Origin of the sequence: Rhizobium sp. NXC14, from assembly GCF_002117485.1 — a bacterium.
Classification (GTDB): domain Bacteria; phylum Pseudomonadota; class Alphaproteobacteria; order Rhizobiales; family Rhizobiaceae; genus Rhizobium.
The window spans coordinates 3973714-3991855 of sequence record NZ_CP021030.1 but is presented as its reverse complement, the minus strand read 5'-3'; the positions used below and the strand labels follow the sequence as shown (position 1 = coordinate 3991855).

The window sequence follows — 18142 nt, the reverse complement described above, 5'->3', positions numbered from 1 at the left end:
GCGTGGATGCCGGCTGGCAACCGCGCCTTTTTCATGCGCTTATCAATGACATATGCTGTCGGAGACCGATATGGCGGACGAGGAAGCGGCAAGGTCGCCTTTGGCACTTGCCCGCAAGCACGCAAGCTTCATCATTGCCGCTGTTGCCGGACTGGTGGTCTTCTTGGCTCTGACCTCGCGGGAGGTCAGTGCCGGCAATATCCTGTTCGGCTGGAATATTAGCGCCATTGTTTTTGTCGCGCTCAGCTGGCGCAAGATGCTGCGGGCGACGGTCGAATCGATCCGGAAACGCGCCGCCGATCTCGATTTTTCGGATACCGTTTTGCTGGCCCTTTCAATCGGTGCTGCGCTTGCGAGCATCGTCGGCATTGGCACCGAGCTTCATTCGATCAAGGAGGCGCCACCTGACGTTGCGCTGACGCGGGCGGGTGCCGCGGTGCTGACGATTCTGATCTCGTGGATTTTTCTGCATACGCTTTTCACCATCCACTATGCCCATTATTTCTATGGCGGGGCGGACGAAGAGAGCGGCCTCATATTCCCCGACGGCATCGAAGAGCCCGGCTATTGGGACTTCCTCTATTTCTCCTTCACCGTCGGCGTTGCCGCGCAGACCGCGGATGTCGCGGTCAGTTCGACCAGCATGCGCAAGCTAACACTGCTGCATGCCGTGCTGTCGTTCCTGTTCAACACGACGATCCTGGCGCTGGCGATCAATGTCGGTGCAAGCCTGTTATAATGCGCCGTAGCCGGCGACCGGGAGGATCCAGCCCATAACACCCGGGAGACGGGACGGAGTTAACGCTGGGGCCACACGACCGGTCCACCTGCTCTGCAAAGCGGAGGGTATGATGAAGAGCGTCGCAAGCCGGTTCCGATCAGCCGACCTCGTTCTGCTTCTGGGCAGGCTTCTGCTGGCGCTGATTTTTCTGCACGAAGGCTCGTCTCTTGCGGCAGATCTCGCGTCGACCATCGACACCTTCGTGAACTTAGGGCTGTCGCCGCCGATAGCTTTGGCCACCATCGCTCTTCAAATCGGCGCCGGCATTTCCGTTGCGGCGGGTTTCCTCGGTCGGCTGGGTGCCACGGCGCTGGCGCTCTTCTGCCTGGCGACCGCCTTTCTCTTTCATACGAACTTTACCAGCCAAAACGAATTCTTGCATTTCGAGAAGGACCTGGCGATTGCCGGCGGCATGTTCGTCCTCGCCGCTTCCGGAGCGGGTTCGATATCGGTCGACAATCTGTTGAAAAGACGAGCTAACAGCCTTCATCCCTGGCTGAGGGCGATGCTGTAGCCAATGCTGCAGGCTTTTGCGCGCCATGAACATGCCGCGGCTCTTCCGAGCCGCGGAATTGCTCCGGATTGGGCGGCGCCCGCTTACAAGACCGCCTGGCCGGCCATCAGCGCCAGAACCAGGAAGATCAGGAAGATCACCAGCGCAATACCGAAGAGCACGCGGGCGATGGTCGCGGTGGCGGCGGAGACGCCGGAGAAGCCAAAGAAGCCGGCGATGATCGAAATAACGAAGAATATCAGAGCCCATTTCAGCATGACATCATCCTTTGCGTTTGTCTGAAAAGACGCGGCAACCGGGAAATTGTTCCACGTCGCGCGAAATTGGACGATGTTCCTGCTGTCGGCGTGGCTTCCATATCCTTGACGTTTTCGCCGGTCAGCCGTGATTGATCATCACATGGCGAACGGCGGTATAATCCTCCAGCGCATAGACGGACATGTCCTTGCCGTAACCCGACTGCTTGAGGCCGCCATGCGGCATCTCGTTGACCAGCATGAAATGCGTGTTGATCCAGGTGCAGCCATATTGCAGGCGGCCGGCGGTCTTCATGCCGCGGCCGATATCCCTGGTCCAGACCGAGGAGGCGAGGCCGTAATCGCTGTCGTTCGCCCAAGCGATGGCATCATCAGCGTCGGAGAAGCGGGTGACGGAGACGACCGGGCCGAAGACCTCGCGGCGGACGATCTCGTCGTCCTGCAAGGCGCCCGCAATGACGGTCGGCGTGAAGAAGAAGCCTCTGTCGCCGGAGACCTTGCCGCCGGTGGTGATTTCCATGTGCTTGTGCTCGGAAGCGCGGGCGACGAAGCTTTCGACGCGGTCACGCTGGCGCCTGGAGATCAGCGGACCGATCTCGTTTTCGGTATCGTCGGCTTGGTTGAAGCGGATGCTTGAGACGGCAGAAGAGAGATCGGCAACGAAATTGTCGTAGACCTTGGCGTCGGCATAGATGCGGCAGGCCGCGGTGCAGTCCTGACCGGCATTGTAATAACCGAAGGTGCGGATGCCTGACACGACGGCATCGATATCGGCGTCGTCGAAGACGATGACCGGGGCCTTGCCGCCAAGTTCCAGATGAGTGCGCTTGACGGTCTTGGCGGCGGCCTGCAGCACCTTCTTGCCGGTGGCGACATCGCCCGTGATCGAGATCATGTTGACTTTGGCGTGGTTGATCAGCGCATTGCCGACGCTTTCGCCGCGGCCGAGGATGACGTTGACCACGCCTTCGGGAAGGATGTCGGAAAGCAGCTTCGCCATCTTCAGCGCTGTCAGCGGCGTCTGTTCCGAGGGTTTGAAGACGACGGTGTTGCCGCCCGCGATTGCCGGCGCCAGCTTCCAGGCCATCATCATCAACGGATAGTTCCACGGCGCGATCGAGCCGACGATGCCGATCGGATCACGGCGGATCATCGAGGTGTGGCCGGGCAAGTATTCGCCGGCGGCCGGTCCGTGCAGGTTGCGCACTGCCCCCGCGAAGAAGCGGTAACAATCGACGATTGCCGGGATTTCATCGTTCAGCACTGAATTGATCGGCTTGCCGCAGTTCAGCGCTTCCAGCGCGGCGAAACTGGCGGCGTCCTTCTCGATAGCGTCGGCGATCTTCAGCAGGTAACTCGAGCGTTCGGAAGGCGTCGTCTGCGACCAGCTCTTGAAGGCTTTTTCGGCGGCATCGACGGCGGCATCGACCTGGGGAAGCGAGGCCTCGGGAAGGTCGATCACCGTCTCTCCGGTCCTCGGGTTCAGGATGTGCTCTTCCGTCTCCGTGCCTTTTTCGAAGCGGGAACCGATCAGCATTTGCGTATCCATGATGTTCTCCCTGTTATTTGCCGGAACCGGCGATCTGGTCGCCGTCGCGGGTGAGGTAATAGGCTGCCAGGATCGGCAGGAAGGTGACGAGCACCACGACCATGGCGACCACATTGGTGACGGGGCGCTGGCGCGGGCGGATGAGTTCTTCGAGCATCCAGATCGGCAGCGTCGATTGCTGGCCGCCGGTGAAGGTGGTGACGATGACCTCATCGAAGGACAGGGCAAAAGCGAGCATGCCGCCGGCAAGCAGGGCGGTGCCGATATTCGGCAGGATGACATGGCGGAAGGTCTGGAAGCCATCGGCGCCGAGATCCATCGAGGCTTCGATCAGCGAGCCGGAGGTGCGGCGGAAGCGGGCGACGGCGTTGTTGTAGACGACCACCACGCAGAAAGTGGCGTGGCCGAGCACGATGGTCCAGACCGAGAACGGGATGTCGAAGAGACTGAAGGCGGAGCGCAGCGCAATGCCAGTGATGATGCCGGGAAGCGCGATCGGCAGGATGACCAGCAGCGAGATCGCCTCGCGGCCGAAAAATTTCGTCTGGCTGACGGCAGCCGCGCAGAGCGTGCCGAGGACGAGCGCGATCGCGGTGGCGATGACGGCGACCTGCACGGAAAGGCCGAGCGCCGACCAGACGTCGGGCCGGTTCCAGGCAACGGGGAACCATTGCAGCGTCAGGCCGGGTGGCGGCCACTGATAGCTCTTCTCCTCCGTCGTGAAGGCATAGACGAAGATCAGCAGGATCGGCAGGTGCAGGAAAAGCAGCCCGCCGGCGGCGGCGATCTTCAAGGGCAGCGGCGATGTCTTGAGATCAGAGCGCATCGAAGGCCCCCAGTCTTTTGGCGAGCGACAGATAAAGCGCCATGATGACGATCGGCACGACCGAGAAGGCAGCCGCCAGCGGCACGTTGCCAGCCGTCCCCTGCTGCGCATAGACGGCCTGGCCGATGAACAGCCTGGAAGAGCCGATGATCTGCGGGATGATGTAATCGCCGAGGGTCAGCGAAAAGGTGAAAATCGAACCGGCGACGATGCCGGGGAGTGCCAGGGGCAGCAGCACGGTGCGGAATGTCTGGCGCGGGGTGGCGCCGAGATCCGCCGAGGCCTCGATCAGGTTGCCGGGCACACGCTCGAGGGCCGCCTGAGTCGGCAGGATCATGTAGGGCAGCCAGATATAGACGAAGACGATGAAGGTGCCGAGGTAGCTGACCGAAAGCGAATTGCCGCCGACGACGGGCAGGTTCAGGACGCCGTCGAGAAGCCAGGAGAGATGGAGCTGTTCGAAGATCCACGTCAGGATGCCTTCTTTAGCGAGGATCAGCTTCCAGGCGTAGATCTTGACGAGATAACTCGACCAGAGCGGCAGCATGACGCCGAGATAAAACAGCACCTTCCATTTGCCCCGCGCATAACGGGCGGCGTAGTAGGCGATCGGGAAGGCGATGAGTGCGGAAGCGACGGTGACCAGCGCCGCCATTACGACGGTGCGGATAATAATGTCGAAATTCGTCGGGCTCAGAAGCTGGGCGTAGGTCGACAGCGTGAATTCGTAGTTCACCAGTCCGGAAAAATCGTCGATCGAGAAGAAACTCTGCAGAAGCAGGGCGATGAGCGAGCCGATATAGATGATGCCGAGCCAGAGCAGGGGCGGTGTCAGCATCAGGAACAGCAAAAGCTTCGGGTGCCGCCAGAAGGCATCCGACAGCCGGCCGAAGACGCCACTGCGTCCCGGAAGGATCGATGTCTTGCCGTCGGAGATGATGAGTGCCGTCATGCCGCATCGTCCATGTAGTGGATATCGGCGGGCTGCCAGGCAAGCCGGATGCCGGCGCCGATATCCGGCACAGGCATGCCTGCCGCCAGCGTGACATGCAGCCGGCTGCCCTGCAGGTCGACGCTGAGACGGGTGGCGGCGCCGAGGAAGCTCGCATGCTCGACCTTCGCCTCGATGCCGTCACTTGCCAGCCGTATCGCCTCGGGGCGCAGGCTCGCCCAGCGTTTCTCGCCGCCGATCGCGGCCATCAGATCAGGCGCGATCACATTGGACGAGCCGACGAAATCGGCGACGAAACGGGTCTTCGGGCAGCGGTAGATATCCTGTGGCGTGCCGTGCTGGACGATATTGCCATTGTTGAAGACCGCGACGCGATCGGCCATGGACAGCGCCTCGCCCTGATCATGGGTGACGAAGACAAAGGTGATGCCGAGCGCGCGCTGCAGGCTCTTCAATTCCTCCTGCATCTGCTCCCGCAGCTTCAGGTCCAGCGCACCGAGCGGCTCATCGAGCAGCAGCACCTTCGGCTTGTTGACGAGGGCGCGGGCGAGCGCCACGCGCTGCCGCTGGCCGCCGGAGAGCTGGCCGGGGCGGCGGCCGCCATAACCCGGCAGTTTGACGAGCTCGAGGGCTTCTCCCGCCGCCTTCATCCGCTCCGCCTTGCCGACGCCCTTGACCATCAGCCCGTAGGCGACGTTGTCGAGGATGTTGAGATGCGGGAAGAGCGCGTAATCCTGGAATACGGTGTTGACGTTGCGCCGATAGGGCGGAACGCCGTCGGCCGTCTCGCCGAAGATCTGAATGTGGCCTGCTGTCGGCTGTTCGAAGCCGGCGATCAATCTAAGGCATGTCGTCTTGCCGGAACCCGACGGGCCGAGCATGGCGAAGAACTCGCCCGGCGCTATTTCGAGATCGACGCCGTCGACGGCGCGAACCTGGCCGAAATGGCGCGATACCTGTTGTAAGCGGACGGCTGACGTCATGGAAGGCTCCGGGTCTTTCAATAGAAGGCGTCGGTCGCGGCTTAAAAGACCCCGCCCCAAACCCTCCCCACAAGGGGAGGGCTTAATCTGCCGCACCCTCGCAAAGAACGCCGTGTTCAAGAGGAGCGAGGCGGTGCCACTTGTAGCCCCTCCCCTTGTGGGGAGGGGTCTTCAACCACAAGCCGACTTGGCTATTACCGCCCGCCAATCACGCCGATGTAATCCGACACCCAGCGGTGATAGGGCACGCATTCGCTCTGTGTTGCGCATTTGGAGACCGGTGTTTTCCAGAACTTGATCTTGTCGAAGTGATCGAAGCCGTTGGTGGCGCAGCCGGTTTCTCCCATCAGCTCGTTGCCCTTGCAGGCAGCGGGAACGGAGGGCACGGCGCCGAACCAGGCGGCGGCGTCGCCCTGGACCTTGGCCTGCAGCGAATGTTCCATCCACATATAGGCGCAGTTCGGATGTTCGCTGTCGGCGTGCAGCATGGTCGTGTCGGCCCAGCCGGTGACGCCTTCATCCGGAAAGGTGGAGGCGATCTTCTGCTTGTCGGCCTGGAGCAGGTTGACCTGGAAGGGCCAGGAGCCGGAGGCGACGACGCCTTCGTTCTTGAAGTCGTCGATCTGGATCATCGCGTCGTGCCAGTAGCGTGAGACGAGCTTGCGCTGGCCGCGCAACAGGTCGAGGGCGGCCTTGTACTGGTCCTCGGTCAGTTCGTACGGGTCCTTGATGCCGAGATCGGGCTTATGGGCCATCAGATACATGGCCGCATCGGCGATATAGATCGCGCCGTCATAGGCCTGGACGCGGCCCTTGTTTGACTTGCCGTCCGGCAGGGTCTGCTCCTCGAAGACGACACCCCAGCTGGTCGGCGCCTTGTCCTTGAAGGCGTCGGTATTGTACATCAGGACGTTCGGCCCCCAGAGATAGGGCACGCCGTAATGCACGCCGCCGACCGTGTACCATGGGCCGTCCTGCAGGCGCTTGTCGACATTCTTGAAGCTCGGGATCAGATCGGTATTGATCGGCTGGACACGCTTGCCGGCGATGAGGCGAAGCGACGCGTCGCCGGATGCGGTGACGAGATCGAAGCCACCTTCGTTCATCAGCGACACCATCTCATCGGATGTGGCGGCAGTCTTGACTGAGACCTTGCAGCCGGTTTCCTTTTCGAAGCCGGTGACCCAGTCGTAATTCTTGTCGGTTTCGCCGCGTTCGATGTAGCCGGCCCAGGCGACGATGCTGACCGCGCCTTCGCCCTTACCCAAGGCCTTCAGCGGTTCGGCGGCGACCACCTGTGTCGCGAAGCTCAGGCAGGCGAGCGCTGCCGTGCAGGATTTCAAGAGATTCGTCATCTGCGTCTCCCGGTTTGGTGCCACTTCTGTGGCGATTTGTTCCCGGTTGAAAAGGTGACGCCAAAAGCCCGGTTTCGCAAATTCATTTATCAGAAAGGCGATATCGGAAATTCCGATATCAGCGGAGCCGGCCGGACCGCATGGTTTCGGCGATGCCGACGAAATCGCGCGCCGCCTGCGGCAGGCTGGAGCCCTTGCGCCAGACCATCCCCACCTGGACGACCGGCAGCGAGCCGGAGACGTCGCGGCTCTCGATGCGGTCGCCTTCGAGCGACCAGGGTCGGTAGACAAGATCGGGAAGCAGCGCCACGCCGGCGCCTGTGGCGACCAGGCTGCGCACCGCTTCCACCGAGCGGGTGCGGAAGGCGACATGCGGGCGGGCGCCGAGTGCGGAGAGCAGCTTACCGGTATTCTCCTCGATCTCGTCGACCGTCAGCATGATCAGCGGTTCGCGGGCGATATCGGCGACAGAGATGATATCGGCCGACACCAGCGGATGGCCCATCGGCAGCCAGAGGCGATAGGGCGAGGTTTCGAGGATTTCCGCCTGGAGCGCCATGCGGTCGCGCAGATTGGATATCACCATCACCGCCACGTCGAGTTCGCCGCCGACCAGCAGATGTTCGAGATAGCCGCCATTGTCCTCGATGGCGCTGACTTCGATGCCCGGGCAGGCGCGCCGGTATCGCGCCAGCAGATCGGAGAGAACGTAGCCGGCGACAAGCGAGGTGACGCCGATATTCAACGTGCCGGAGAGGGTACTCCGCTGGCCGGAGAAGCTGGTCCGCGCATCGGAGACGGAGGCGAGAATCTTGGTCGCGTGACGGAGGAACTGATGTCCGTTGTGGGTAATCGTCAGGCCGCGCGGATGGCGCTCGAAGAGTTCGACGCCGAGATCGGTTTCGAGCTCCTTCAGCGCTTCCGTCACCGAGGATTGCGAGATCGAAAGGTTCTGCGCGGCTCGTGTCACCGAACCCTGTTCGGCGACGGCCACGAAATATTGGATCTGGCGAAGCGTGAAGGCCATGGGTGTTTAGAGCATGGCGGAATGTGCCGTGGCAAGCAGCCGAAAAATTCGGACCTTTTTTGGGATTTTCCTGAAATGGAGCGAGCACGGCGCGCCCACTTAAACTTTCCGAAACGTCATTTCCCTAGCATTCTCAGCACCTGTCCTGCGTTGGAGTTTGAGATGGCGGAGCAGTTGGCGTGAAGGCCTTACTGCGCATATTCCGGCCTTCCCGGAAATTGGCAATCATCATCGGCGGAGTCGCGCTTCTGGCGGGCGTTTCCGGCGGCGCGGCGCTGTATGTCGGCAAGGACAGGCTGATCGGCGTCTCCAGTGGCGGCGCGCTCGAATGCAGCGACGTCAACCTTGTGACGATCAGAAAGCAGGATCATGTCTGGGTGCGGAAATACATCAAGACCGAACCGACCGACGGGATGACGCGGGTAAGGACCGCGCTCCGTGTCGCCCAGGCCGTCTATGCCGCGCAGAAACCGGATCTGGTACAGGTGGTGGTGCTTGATGAGAACGGCCCAACGCTGCGCGCCGATATTCGCGGCCGGGCGATCGGCGCCGATGTCGTCTTCATCCCGCATCCCGACAAGACCGTTCCCGGCCTCGACGACAAGCGCTATACGGCGCGCTACTACGACGGCAAGGCCAGCGAAAACGGATTGTTCTTCGGCGAGCGTATCGAACTGCCGTCCGATGAGATCGCCATGATCAGCGCTGGCTTCAAGGATCCGGAGGATTGCGTCGATCCGGTCGCCGTCGCATCGACCAAGGGCGAGGCGACGGGCAAGAAGATTGAGGAGAAGGACAAGAAGGCCGAGGGCGGGGGACATGGCGCGGCACCGGCTGCCGAAAGCGAACCGGCGCCAGCTGCCGAGGGCGACGGCGCCGATGTAGTGGCCGAAGCGCCGGCCGAAGAGCCGTCGGCGGAAGCCGCCAAGACCCACTGAACAGGCATATGAAAAAGCGGAGCGCCGGCCGGCAGTCCGCTTTGATCAACCTGCATCTTTCCTGTCAGTCGGCCTTGCTGCGGCGGGCCGGGAAGAGGATGACGTCGCGGATCGACGGCGCGTTGGTCAAAAGCATGATCAGACGGTCGACGCCGATGCCGAGGCCACCAGCCGGCGGCATGCCCTGGTCGATCGCGTCCAGGAATTCGTCGTCCAGCTGCTTTTCCTTTTCGCCGCGGGCATGCGCCTGCTCGAGCTGCTCGACCATGCGGCGGCGCTGCTCCTCGGGATCGTTGAGCTCCGAGAAGGCATTGCCGAGTTCCCAGGCGTTGCAATAGGTCTCGAAGCGTTCGACAAGCCGCGGCTCGCCCGGCACTTCCTTGGCGAAGGGCGAGATGTCCTTCGGGAAATGCGTGACGTGGGCCGGCTGGATCAGCGTCGCTTCCACCTTTTCCTCGAAGATGAAGGCGAGGCATTCGCCCCAGGTCCAGTCCTTCTCGACCGCAAAGCCGGCAGCCTTGGCGGCGGCGCGGGCTTCCTCGTCGGTCTTGATGGCGAGGAAATCGATGCCGGTTGCTTCCTTGACGGCATCCGGCATCGGCACACGCTTGAACGGGCCCTTGAAGGAGAGGCGCTTGTCGACGAAGTCGAATTCCGTCGTGCCGTGAATGGAGAGCGCCAGCGTCTCGAACAGCCGCTCGACGAGGTCCATCATGTCCTCGTAATCGGCATAGGCCCAGTAGCACTCCATCATGGTGAATTCGGGATTGTGGCGGGTGGAGACGCCTTCGTTGCGGAAGTTCCGGTTGATCTCGAAGACCTTGTCGGTGAGGCCAGAGACCAGCGTACGCTTCAGGAACAGTTCCGGCGCGATGCGCAGATACATGTCGAGCTTCAGCGTGTTGTGATGCGTCTTGAACGGCTCGGCGGTGGCGCCGCCATAGACGGAATGCAGCATCGGCGTCTCGACTTCCATGAAGCCGTCATTCTCCATGAAACGGCGGATCCCGGAGACGATCTTCGAGCGCTGCTGGAAGCGCAGCTTCGAATCCTCATTGGTCATGATGTCGAGATGGCGCTTGCGGTAACGCAGCTCGATATCGGAGAGACCGTGCCACTTCTCGGGCATGGGCAGCAGCGACTTCGTCAGCATTTCGACTTTCTGGGCGTTGATCGTCAGCTCGCCGCGCTTGGTGCGGCGCACGATGCCGGTGACACCGATGATGTCGCCGATATCGATCATCGGCAGCAGGGCGCGGGCCTCTTCCGGCGTCGTGTCCTTGTGGCTGAAGATCTGGATCTTGCCGGAGGCGTCATGGATATCCATGAACATGCCGGAATTGCGCGAGGAATAGACGCGGCCGGCGACGGTGACGACATCCTGCGTCTCGACGTCGGGTTCCAGAGATTCATACTTGGCGCCAAGCTCGGCATTGGTCAGCGTCCGGTGAAAATGCGCCGGATAGACATCGCCGATCTGCTCGCGCAGCAGCTTGAGCTTCTGGGCGCGCACCTCGGTCGCGTCGGAGGAAAGGGTGTTTTCGGTCTTGTTGTCAGCCACTGTCGAAATCCTCTGACTTTTCTTATTTCGAGCCGACGAGGGCGGCGACCGCCTGTGCTGCGAGCTTCAGGCGCTGGCGCACGACGGAGCGGCCGAGCAGCGCCATGGAATCGAAGAGCGGCAGCGAACGCGACGAGCCGGAGACGGCGACGAAGAGCGGTGCCACCACGACCTTCAGCTTTTTGCCCATGCGGTCGGCGACGGCGCGTAGCTCCGCCTCGATCGTCTCGACATTCCATTCCAGGATCTTTTCGAGATCGGGCTGGACGGTGTTGAGGATCTCTAGGATCTCTTCCGGCGGCGATTTGATCTTGGCGAAATCGGACGGCTGCAGGCTAAGATCGGATTTCAGCAGGAAGCCTGCTAGATCGGGCAGTTCGCCGAGCTTGGAAATGCGCGTCTGCGACAGGCGCAGGCCGGCCTTCAGGCGATCGTTCTCCATCGCCCAGGTCAGTACACGCGCCTGGAATTCCTCCTCGGAGAGCTTCTCGCGGATCCAGCGGCCGTTCAGCCAGTCGAGCTTCTGAATGTCGAAGATCGCGCCTGCTTTGGAGAGATTGTCCGGATCGAACTTTTCGGACAGTTCTTCCATCGTCAGAAGCTCTTCGCCTTCGGCGATCTGGATGAAGAACAAGCCGAGGAAGTTCATCAGCGCCTCGGGGATATAACCGAGCGCGGAATAGTAGGAGATCGAGGTTGGGTTCTTGCGCTTCGACAGCTTCGACTTGTCGGCGTTGCGCATCAACGACAGATGCATGAAGACCGGCTGCTCCCAGCCGAAATAGCGATAGAGCAGGATGTGCTTCGGCACCGACGCCAGCCATTCCTCGCCGCGCGCCACATGGGTGATCTTCATCAGATGATCGTCGATAACATTGGCCATGTGATAGGTCGGCATGCCGTCGGCCTTGATGAGGACCTGCATGTCGACGGAATCCCACGGAATGGAGACGTCGCCGTAGACGCCGTCGGTAAAGTCGCACGAGCCTTCGGCCGGGATCTTCATGCGGATGACGGTGCTTTCGCCGGCCGCCATGCGCGAGGTGACTTCTTCGGCTGTGAGGTTCAGGCAGAGACCGTCGTATTTCGGCGGCTTGCCGTCTGCGCGCTGCGCCTCGCGCATCTGCTCCAGCCGCGCAGGCGTGCAGAAACAGCGGAAGGCATGGCCATTGTCCAGCAGTTCCTGTGCATAGGGCTGGTACATCGGCTTGCGGTCGGACTGGCGATAAGGGCCGTAGGGGCCGCCGATATCGGGGCCTTCCTTCCATTCCAGCCCGCACCATTTCAGCGCGTCCAGCACCTTGGTCTCGAATTCCGGGGTCGAGCGCGTCGCATCGGTATCTTCGATGCGCAGGATGAACTCGCCACCGTGCTTCTTTGCAAAGAGGTAGTTGAAGAGAGCGATATAAGCGGTGCCGACATGCGGCTCGCCGGTCGGCGAGGGAGCGATGCGGACGCGGACGCCGGAAGCTGTCCCGGAATTTGTCATTGTATGTGCCCGTCAATGAATGCCGGACTGCTTTCACGGGAAAGCGACGTTCGGCCGGAAGGATGCAGATATCTTCATCGGCAAACCGGCCGAAAAAGGGCATTCGCCCGCACCATTCGCCGATCGTCCGTTCGGCTGGCCTTAGGCCATATTCAACCGGGCGCGTCAAGAAAAACCGCGTCCGCAACGGCTTGCGGACGCTGAGAAGGTGCGCCGGTTGCGGCGCACGCTCCCGTATCTGCCTCAGTGCGCGCCTTCGCGTTTCCGCTTGCGGGCGTTGCGTGCGAACATGTTCAGCACCTCGACCAGCGCCGAGAAGGCCATGGCGGCGTAGACGTAGCCCTTCGGCACGTGGAAGCCCATGCCTTCGGCGATCAGCGTCGTGCCGATCATCAGCAAGAAGGCGAGCGCCAGCATGACGATCGTCGGATTTCTTTCGATGAAGTTGGCGAGCGGGGTCGCGGCAACCAGCATGACGGTCACAGCGGCGATGACGGCGATCACCATAATCGGCAGATGCGGCGTCATGCCGACGGCGGTGATGATGCTGTCGACGGAGAAGACCAGGTCGAGCAGCAGGATCTGACCGATCGCCGATGCAAAGCCTGTCGTTGCCGACGTGGCGATGAAATCTTCCTGATGGTCTACGGGGTCGACGCTGTGGTGAATTTCCTTGGTGGCTTTCCAGACGAGGAACAGGCCGCCGGCGATCAGGATCAGGTCCTTCCATGAGAAGCCGTGGCCGAAGGCTTCAAACAGCGGTTCGGTCAGTTGCACGATCCAGGCAACGGTGCCGAGCAAGGCCAGACGCATGATGAGGGCAAGGCCGATGCCGATCCGGCGAGCTCTCTCGCGGTGCTCAGGAGGCAGTTTGTTGGTCAGAATGGAAATGAAGATCAGGTTGTCGATCCCGAGAACGACTTCCATCACCACCAGTGTGATGAGCGCCACCCAGGCGGCCGGGTCCTGAATGAGCGTCATGATATCCTGCATCAGCGTATATCCTCTTTCGCGTCACATGATGGAACGACGCGCGCAATGTAATGGCGCCTGCCGTCCGGACAAGCGCCACAAGCGGGTATACGAAACTGATATGATCTTTATTCCCTTACAGGCAGCCAGATTTCGGTGACGCCCATGCCGGTATAGGGATCGAAGCGCTCGTCGTAACGTTCGAACATGTCAGGTGTCTCGCCATGTTCCAGGCCTGAGCTTGGCCACCATGTGCCGAAAATCCGGTTCATGGTCAGGGAAATGCCGGAGACGTGGCCGCGATGGGTGAAGACGGCGTAGCGCTGTCCCGGAAGCTTGAGCGTCGTAAACTCTGCGGGCAAGTCGCCGGCGTCGGAAATCTCGGCTGCGGCCATGTAGCGGAATTTCTCCTCCTCGCCGATATGTCTGCAGATGCCATAGGCGACATTGCCTTTCTGGCCTGGAATATGCCCGAAATGGGTATTGAACTTTTGCCAAAGCGACGGGATGGCGGCATTGTCGCCATAAGGGTAGGTCTCCTGCAGGCCGGCAAAGAGCGTTGGTTGAAGAGTCTCGAAACGGGGTGGTTCGAGGTCGTTGAGGTGGTCGGTATCCATTCGGATCGGCTCCAATAAAACAAGGTTACGGGCGTGTCCCTGTCTGCGCACAGCATCCGGCGTCATGCCGAACTGCTCGCGGAAGGCACGGGTGAAAGCTTCGTGCGAGCCGTAGCCCGCGCAAAGCGCAACTTCGAGAATGGTGGATGAGCCGGTGACCAATGCGGGCACGGCGCGGCTGAGGCGCCGTCCTCTCATGTAGCTGCTGATCGAGTGGCCGGTGACGAGCCCGAAGACGCGCGACAGATGGTAGCGCGACAATCCGGCTGCGTCCGATATCTCTTCCAGCGATATATCGCTTTCGAAATGGCTCTCTATGAACCAGATCGCCCGTGCGATGGCGTTCATCCTCATTCCCCTGGTTGCGGCTCCTTCATTAGAGAAAAGCCGGCAGCCGGGTTTGATCGTCCTTGCGAAGTTTTGGCCGAAGGGGAGCGGCAGTCAAGGATACGGGATTAACAAGTCTCGTGCCGGCGCGCGCCGTAGGCTGCCATGAAGACCTTGATCGCACCGCGGATGACGCGGTCGATTTCCTCACGAGTCGGCGGTTCTTCCATGCTGCCGAACAGGCGGAGCTTGAAGAAGCTGCCGCTGGCAAGATCGAGAAACTGGCCGGCGGCAAGATCGATGTCATCGATCTCGAGCCGGCCTTCGGCGACATGCTGTTCCAAAAAATCGCGCATGATCGTGCGCAGGTTTACCGGGCCCTTGAAAAAGCGTTGACAGAGTACCGGCATGCGGTCGCGAACGCCGAGAACGGTCCGCATCGCGCTGATGACCTTCTCATCGGTCATGTGGGTGACGAAGCTTATCCCGAATTCGTACAGGCCGGATTCGGGGTCATCATGCTCGGCAAGGGCCGTGCGCACGGCCGCCACGAAGGCGGCGCGCTCGGTCTCGATCATCGCCGAAAACAGCTCTTCCTTGTTGGTGAAATAGACGTAGAGCGTTCCCTTGGACACGCCAGCTTCGCGCGTTACGTCGTTCATGCTGGCTGCGTCGAAGCCCATTTTCATGAAGACTCGCTTGGCGCCGGCAAGAATTTGCTGGCGCTTGGCCGGGTCTTCGCCCGCGGCAAATCGGCCCCCGGCGGCGGGAGGACTGAATACGGCGACGTGGTCGGGTTTTAGCGTCATGTCTCCTTAACCGTGTTCACGATTTCGCATTTTCCTTAAAAGAAATCGAACCGATTGGTTCTATACATCTTGATATGACGATAAAACAGGTTTATGTCAACTGAACCGAACCGTTCAGTTCGATTATTACTCCAAGATCGGTAGAGTGGCCATGTCGAGCAACCAGAAGAGCAACGTCGCGCGTATCGTCAGCGAAAACGCCGAAGCCGAAGAGGCAAAGGTCGCGGTCATTGCCGAGGCGCCGACGGCGGAAGCCCTGGAAAAGCCGGCTGCTCCCGCACAGTCAGCCCCGGCTCAGGGGCTGGTTGCTGCTCCTGCTACGGCGAAGAAGCGCCGCAGCCCGGTGCTACCGATCGTCGTGCTTGCCCTGCTTGCGGGCGGCGGCTGGTACGGATACGAATGGTGGATGAACGGCCGGTTCATGGTGTCGACCGACGATGCCTATATCGAAGGCGATATCGCGACCATCTCGCCGAAGGTTACCGGCTATGTCGCGAAGGTGAATGTTGTCGCCAACCAGGAAGTCAAGGCAGGCGACGTTCTCGCTACCCTTGATAACGGCGACTACCAGAATGCCCTCGATCAGGCGAATGCCCAGATTGCGACCGAGCAGCTTTCGCTAAGCCGTATTGATGCGCAGATGGAAGGCGCCAAGGCAAGCCTTGTGCAGGCCCAGGCCCAGAAGACTGCCCTCGAAGCCACGGTTCGTGGCGCGGAAATCAAGCAGAAGCGCCAGAGCGACCTGCAGGCAAAGTCGGTCGGCACCACCGCGGATCTCGATGATGCCAATACCGCACTCGATCAGGCCAAGGCCAATCTTGCCGGCGGCGACGCCAATATCGTGGCGGCGCAGGCCAATATTGCCATCCTCGAAGCCCAGCGCAGGGAAGCGGAAGGTTCCGTCCGCACGCTTGAAATCCAGCGTGACAAGGCCGCCCGCGACCTCTCCTTCACCGTGCTCAAAGCGCCCTATGACGGAATCGTCGGCAATCGTTCCGTCCAGGAAGGCGATCTGGTCTCGCCCGGCCAGCGCCTGATGGCGCTCGTTCCCGTGCGCCAGCTTTATATCGACGCCAATTTCAAGGAAACGCAGATCCAGCATCTCGTTCCAGGCTCGAAGGTCAGCGTCCATGTCGATGCCTATGACGACCATCCGATCGTCGGCACCGTCGAATCGATCTCGCCGGCCTCCGGTTCGGTCTTTTCGCTGCTGCCGCCGGAAAATGCCACGGGCAACTTCACCAAGGTGATTCAGCGCGTGCCGGTGCGCATCGCGCTGCCGCAGGATGCGCTCGACAGCGGCCGTCTGCGCGCGGGCCTCAGCGTCGTCGTCGACGTTGATACTCGCACGGCGCCGAACAAGTAAGCCTCTAACAAGGCGGAGATGATCCGATGGCCGGGAGCGCGACAGCAACAGCGGGAACAATTCCGACAGCACCCGCCCAAGCCGGAGATCGCATGGATCCGAGGAAGCTCATCGCCTTTTTCGCGATGGTGCTCGGCATGTTCATGTCGATCCTCGACATCCAGATCGTCTCTGCGTCGCTTGCCGAAATTCAGGCCGGCTTGTCGGCCGGTTCCGACGAGATCGGCTGGGTGCAGACGGCCTATCTGATCGCGGAAGTTATCATGATCCCGCTGTCGGGCACGCTGGCGCGCATCATCTCGACGCGATATCTCTTCGCCATCTCGGCCGCCGGCTTCACCACGGCGAGCGCGCTTGCCGCGACGGCGACGAATATCGACCAGATGATCGTCTACCGCGCCATCCAGGGCTTCATCGGCGGCGGCATGATCCCGTCGGTCTTCGCGGCCGCCTTCACCATCTTCCCGCCGTCGAAGCGCAGCATCGTCTCGCCGATCATCGGCCTGATCGCGACGCTGGCGCCGACCATCGGCCCGACCGTCGGCGGCTATCTCAGCCACGCCTTCTCCTGGCATTGGCTGTTCCTCGTCAATATCGTTCCGGGCATCATCGTCACGCTGGTTACCTGGAACTTCATCGACTTCGACAAGCCGGAACTGTCGCTCTTCAAGAAGTTCGACTGGTGGGGGCTGATCTCGATGGGCGTCTTCCTCGGCGCGCTGGAATATGTGCTCGAAGAGGGCAACTCGAACGATTGGTTCAACGACAATTCCATCGCGCTGGCTGCCGTCGCCTCCGGTGCCGCGGCCATTGTTTTCTTCTATCGCGCCTTCACGGTGGAGTTCCCCGTCGTCGACCTGAAGGCCTTTGCGAACCGGAATTTCTCCTTCGGCTCGGTGTTTTCCTTCGTCATGGGCATCGGCCTCTACGGCCTTACCTATATCTATCCCGTTTATCTCGGGCGTATCCGCGGCTATGACTCGCTGATGATCGGCGAGACGATGTTCGTCTCCGGGCTTGCGATGTTTTTCACGGCACCGATCGCCGGGCGGCTGTCGACCAAGATGGACCTGCGCCTGATGATGGTGATCGGTTTCATCAGCTTCGCCGCCGGCACATACATCATGATCCACCTGACGGCGGATTGGGATTTCTACGAGCTCTTCATCCCGCAGATCCTGCGCGGTTTCGGGCTGATGATGTGCATGGTGCCGATCAACAACATCGCGCTCGGCACGATGCCGCCCTCGCGTATCCGCGGTGCGTCCGGCCTGTTCAACCTGACCAGAAATCTTGGCGGCGCCGTCGGCCTCGCTGTCATCAACACCGTGCTCACCAACCGGCAGGATGTGCACTACGAGCGATTGCGGGAGAATATGGACTGGGGCAATTCGGCGGCGATCGACCAGATGAACAACATGGCCGCCAACTTTACCAGTTACGGCATGGACGGCACTTCGGTCGCGATCAAGCAGATGGTTGGCCTCGCCACTAAGCAGGCGGTCATCCTTTCCTTCAGCGATGTGTTCCTGATCCTGACAGCGCTGTTCGTTGCGATGATCCTCGGTGTCGCCATGATCAAGAAACCCGCGCCGCAAGGCGGCGGAGGAGGTGGCGGCGGCCACTGACCTCCGGCCCCGTCCCTCGAAAAGGCCCTCTCCGGAGGGCCTTTTTGTTGCGGTTTTCCAGCCTCTGTGTCATCAGGTGGGCGATCGCTCATCGAATTGATGCCAGCGTCAGGCAAGACCGGAAAAGTGATGCGGAAATCGCCCCGCCGGTTTTTTTGATTTACGTACATCAAATTTGGCGCTAATGGTCT

The 18142-nt window shown here is 61.1% G+C and carries 17 protein-coding genes; 5 read left to right on the top strand and 12 right to left on the bottom strand.

Going from position 1 to position 18142, the window contains the following annotated elements; all coding sequences use genetic code 11:
• Positions 1-70 precede the first annotated feature (70 nt).
• Together NXC14_RS19500 and NXC14_RS19495 are read left to right on the top strand one after the other, a co-directional pair.
• The gene (locus tag NXC14_RS19500) at positions 71-739 is read left to right on the top strand and encodes a DUF1345 domain-containing protein (RefSeq protein ID WP_085779538.1); all 669 of its coding nucleotides are present in this window, start codon (positions 71-73) and stop codon (positions 737-739) included.
• A gap of 109 nt (positions 740-848) precedes the next feature.
• Positions 849-1295, top strand: coding sequence for a DoxX family protein (locus tag NXC14_RS19495; RefSeq protein ID WP_198175472.1), 447 nt, complete (start codon positions 849-851; stop codon positions 1293-1295).
• Positions 1296-1378: 83 nt separating this feature from the next.
• Here the strand turns inward: NXC14_RS19495 and NXC14_RS19490 are convergent, their stop codons facing one another.
• The 7 genes from NXC14_RS19490 to NXC14_RS19460 all read right to left on the bottom strand — a co-directional run bounded on the left by NXC14_RS19490 (position 1379) and on the right by NXC14_RS19460 (position 8244).
• Positions 1379-1552, bottom strand: a complete 174-nt coding sequence (locus NXC14_RS19490) for a DUF1328 domain-containing protein (protein ID WP_004678026.1) — start codon at positions 1550-1552, stop codon at positions 1379-1381.
• Positions 1553-1673: 121 nt separating this feature from the next.
• Positions 1674-3101, bottom strand: coding sequence for a gamma-aminobutyraldehyde dehydrogenase (locus tag NXC14_RS19485; RefSeq protein WP_085779536.1), 1428 nt, complete (start codon positions 3099-3101; stop codon positions 1674-1676).
• A 13-nt stretch (positions 3102-3114) separates the two neighbouring features.
• Complete coding sequence (locus NXC14_RS19480; RefSeq protein ID WP_085779535.1) at positions 3115-3927, bottom strand: ABC transporter permease; 813 nt, start codon at positions 3925-3927, stop codon at positions 3115-3117.
• The gene (locus NXC14_RS19475; protein ID WP_085779534.1) at positions 3917-4879 is read right to left on the bottom strand and encodes an ABC transporter permease; all 963 of its coding nucleotides are present in this window, start codon (positions 4877-4879) and stop codon (positions 3917-3919) included. Before NXC14_RS19475 ends, NXC14_RS19480 begins: the two co-directional genes overlap by 11 nt.
• Complete coding sequence (locus tag NXC14_RS19470) at positions 4876-5862, bottom strand: ABC transporter ATP-binding protein (RefSeq protein WP_085779533.1); 987 nt, start codon at positions 5860-5862, stop codon at positions 4876-4878. The genes NXC14_RS19475 and NXC14_RS19470 overlap by 4 nt, the downstream gene beginning before the upstream one ends.
• Positions 5863-6056: 194 nt before the next feature.
• Complete coding sequence (locus tag NXC14_RS19465; RefSeq protein WP_085779532.1) at positions 6057-7217, bottom strand: ABC transporter substrate-binding protein; 1161 nt, start codon at positions 7215-7217, stop codon at positions 6057-6059.
• A gap of 118 nt (positions 7218-7335) precedes the next feature.
• On the bottom strand, positions 7336-8244 hold the full coding sequence (locus NXC14_RS19460; protein ID WP_085779531.1) for a LysR family transcriptional regulator: 909 nt from the start codon (positions 8242-8244) through the stop codon (positions 7336-7338).
• Positions 8245-8423: 179 nt separating this feature from the next.
• On the opposite strand from NXC14_RS19460, the gene NXC14_RS19455 reads away from it, so the two are divergent.
• The gene (locus NXC14_RS19455; protein ID WP_085779530.1) at positions 8424-9182 is read left to right on the top strand and encodes a hypothetical protein; all 759 of its coding nucleotides are present in this window, start codon (positions 8424-8426) and stop codon (positions 9180-9182) included.
• Positions 9183-9246: 64 nt separating this feature from the next.
• Here NXC14_RS19455 and lysS read toward each other — a convergent pair whose 3' ends face one another.
• The 5 genes from lysS to NXC14_RS19430 all read right to left on the bottom strand — a co-directional run bounded on the left by lysS (position 9247) and on the right by NXC14_RS19430 (position 14957).
• A complete protein-coding gene (gene lysS / locus NXC14_RS19450) occupies positions 9247-10743 on the bottom strand; it encodes a lysine--tRNA ligase (RefSeq protein WP_085779529.1) in 1497 nt (498 codons plus the stop codon).
• A 22-nt stretch (positions 10744-10765) separates the two neighbouring features.
• Positions 10766-12232 carry a glutamate--tRNA ligase gene (gene gltX / locus NXC14_RS19445; RefSeq protein ID WP_085779528.1) on the bottom strand — a complete coding sequence of 489 codons (1467 nt, stop codon included), beginning with the start codon at positions 12230-12232 and terminating at the stop codon, positions 10766-10768.
• A gap of 243 nt (positions 12233-12475) precedes the next feature.
• Positions 12476-13225, bottom strand: coding sequence for a TerC family protein (locus NXC14_RS19440; protein ID WP_085779527.1), 750 nt, complete (start codon positions 13223-13225; stop codon positions 12476-12478).
• A gap of 107 nt (positions 13226-13332) precedes the next feature.
• The gene (locus tag NXC14_RS19435; RefSeq protein WP_085779526.1) at positions 13333-14169 is read right to left on the bottom strand and encodes an AraC family transcriptional regulator; all 837 of its coding nucleotides are present in this window, start codon (positions 14167-14169) and stop codon (positions 13333-13335) included.
• A 107-nt stretch (positions 14170-14276) separates the two neighbouring features.
• The gene (locus NXC14_RS19430; RefSeq protein WP_085779525.1) at positions 14277-14957 is read right to left on the bottom strand and encodes a TetR/AcrR family transcriptional regulator; all 681 of its coding nucleotides are present in this window, start codon (positions 14955-14957) and stop codon (positions 14277-14279) included.
• A gap of 151 nt (positions 14958-15108) precedes the next feature.
• Between NXC14_RS19430 and NXC14_RS19425 the strand changes: the two genes are divergently transcribed.
• Together NXC14_RS19425 and NXC14_RS19420 are read left to right on the top strand one after the other, a co-directional pair.
• Entirely contained in the window at positions 15109-16323 is a 1215-nt protein-coding gene (locus NXC14_RS19425; RefSeq protein WP_085779524.1) for an HlyD family secretion protein, read from the top strand.
• 26 nt (positions 16324-16349) lie between these two features.
• Positions 16350-17951, top strand: coding sequence for a DHA2 family efflux MFS transporter permease subunit (locus NXC14_RS19420; RefSeq protein ID WP_085779523.1), 1602 nt, complete (start codon positions 16350-16352; stop codon positions 17949-17951).
• The last annotated feature ends 191 nt before the right edge of the window (positions 17952-18142 follow it).